Genomic DNA, 2,637 nt, shown 5'->3' with positions numbered 1-2,637 from the left:
GTATGGATCGAAGACCCGCGCTTCTTGAAGGTCGTCTCCACACCTAATAGGTACATTGCATCAGGAGAGCGGCCAGCATCCACCGCTACCCAGAGGACTCGACTTCAAGGGCAACGGGCATACGCGCACCTACTGTCAAATCATGCACTTCAACTCAAGGCGGGTATTCAGCACCACTTCCAAGAGCCACCCTGAGTCGACCTGGATGGACAGTTTTCATTGCACCGAATGGGCCCACACAACCGCGAGTCGCAACTGCACCGCAATCAGGGCAACCTACGGATTGCGCCATCTCGTGCGCCGCCCTCAACCGCTCAATATGGTTCGACTTACGAATGTCACCACGGGCACCAACGCAGGCGGAACCAGCACGCACAAAGCAGGAAGGGCAAGCCGCCAGCCCTCTCACAACACTGCGAGATGGAAACTCATCAACTTTCGACCGAACAGACATCTCGCCCACTACTGAATGCTGCGACCTACTAGTTCGCAGCGCCACATCAATATCTGGCGTCGCCCACTGATGCGCCGCGCCAACCGGGACAGGGGCGGCTTGCGCAATAGGGGAACGCCAAAACAGGCGCTTCTTGCCCTTATTCGCCTGCCAATAAATCTGAATATCTTCTTCATCAGTGGGATAAATTGAGTTGGAAGGCCATTGCCCACGCAACCTCCAATACTCTCCCGTTGCCCTTGTGGGCGCATGCCCTGCCGCACGAGCCTCGCGAAGAAGCCGATGGAATAATTCGCGCTCACTTCTCTGGGTGCCAACCTCGACAAGCGGTGGCTCACAAAGGACAGGCTCCTCCGCTAGCCACGAACCACCCCTGGGAAGCGCGGCTCCACACTCGGGGCAATAGCGCGGCCAGCCCGGGAATTGAGCACGGCAGGAAGGACAGCGTCGCATTGGAGCACTCGACTCACGCGGCTCGCGCCCCTCCAAAGACAGCGCCTCCTCATCCGTAAGAAAGCCATGCCGTTTCCAACAGCCAGCATGGTCGATAATGAGACAGTCATTCTTGTCCACTTCGGGGCAAGGACGGAGAGCTCGGCCACACATCTGCTTCCATAATGAACGTGACTGCGTGGGACGAGCTAGCACCACGGCTGAGCAACGGGGAAGGTCCCAGCCCTCGGTGAGCACCTGACAGTTTGAGACGACATCGAGGTCTCCTGCAGCAAGTCGCTGCAACACGGCCACTCGTTCCTCCGCAGCCATCTCTCCGTCAACATGGCCAGCTCTAACCCCCGCCCGCACAAAACCTTCAACAATATGCTTGCTATGCACAATGGAGGTCGCAAACACAACAGTTGTCCGCCCAGCAGCAAGCCTTCGCCACTCCTTCACGATGTCTTCCACAAGCGCGGGACGGTCCATCACCTGCGCAAGTTGCTCTAGCTTATAGTCGTTACCTCGCCTCTCTACTTTACGAAGGTCTGGCGGCTCGCGACCATAGACACGCGGCTCGACGAGGTGGCCAGTGCCAATGAGGTCCCGAAGCGAGGAAACGAGCACAAGCTTGTCGAAATAATCCCCCAAAGCCTTCCCATCAGCGCGATATGGCGTCGCCGTCAGACCAAGAAGGGCATCATAACGCGTAGCTTCGATTACTCTGGCCCATGACTCGGCATTCGTATGGTGCGCCTCATCAACGATAACTACCGAGTAGTTGCCCATCTCATCGCGGCGTCTATCAAGCGTCTGCACGGCCGCGACCTGGACAAGAGCATCTGGACGAACTCGCCCATCTTCGATACCTGCTTTGATTATTCCGTGCTCAAGCCCGATTTCATTCAGCTTGCGCGACGTCTGCTCGATTAGTTCGGCGCGATGGGCCAGGAAGAGTGTCCTACGGCCTTTCTTGCTGGCGCTCTCCATAAGCGCACAAGCAATGACCGTCTTGCCAGCCCCCGTAGGCGCAACAATCAGGGACCGCTTCTTCCCTTCGGCGAATGCCGAACGGGCGGCATCGAGGGCGCGACTCTGGTAGGGGCGGAGCTTGAACATGGTATTGGTGTGAGAGCCAACCACACCACAACTGCACTGGCGAACATCAATTCCCCAGGTCATCTCTGACCTGCCATCGAATAAAGCATGACTGGAATTAATGGACCCTAGGCGCTCAAGACTGACCTGGGGCGCTAGCACAGCATTGAGAGGCGCCCGCAACATGGAGAGGGCAGCGCATCAGACTGGGCTTGATTCACCTCTGCGGGCATCTAGGCAAGCCTCACCGGAGGGGCACCCTGGGGTGGCGAGGGCCTCACATAACCGCTGCGCCCCTCCACACTGTGCGCAGCTATCTCGATGGCGAAGGCAAGCCTCGAGATACTGGCGTCATCGGCTTCGATATGCCCGCCTGGAGCGAGGAGTCACATTCCTCGTAGCCGCTGGATTCCAGCACCACCGCCCCGAAGGCAAGGGTCGACGCCCCCAGAAACCAACCACCCTCTGTTCGGCGCGGCGAATCAAGGGCCAACAGTTCGAACTCCGCATCGTGGTGGGTGAAGACCGTGACCGAATACCGGACTGCAGCAGCGCAAAGAGCGAACTGCACTGCGAGACACGACGCGAGGACGACTTACGTCTGGTCCTGGTTGCCCTCTCGCGCTGCCGCCGAGCTCTGCATGTACTCT

General features: G+C 58.6%; 1 protein-coding gene. It reads right to left on the bottom strand.

What is annotated here, in order from left to right; translation table 11 throughout:
- Positions 1-154: 154 nt before the first annotated feature.
- The gene (locus JGU66_36170) at positions 155-2,008 is read right to left on the bottom strand and encodes a DEAD/DEAH box helicase family protein (protein MBJ6766212.1); all 1,854 of its coding nucleotides are present in this window, start codon (positions 2,006-2,008) and stop codon (positions 155-157) included.
- Positions 2,009-2,637 lie beyond the last annotated feature (629 nt).

It is taken from the genome of Myxococcaceae bacterium JPH2, assembly GCA_016458225.1.
Classification (GTDB): Bacteria; Myxococcota; Myxococcia; order Myxococcales; family Myxococcaceae; genus Citreicoccus.
The sequence above is the reverse complement of the archived record's forward strand: the minus strand, read 5'-3'. Positions and strand labels throughout refer to the sequence as shown.

Coding starts and splice junctions, on each gene's coding strand:
- JGU66_36170 (MBJ6766212.1), bottom strand. CDS start 2,008: ATGTTCAAGCTCCGCCCCTACCAGAGTCGCGCCCTCGATGCCGCCCGT.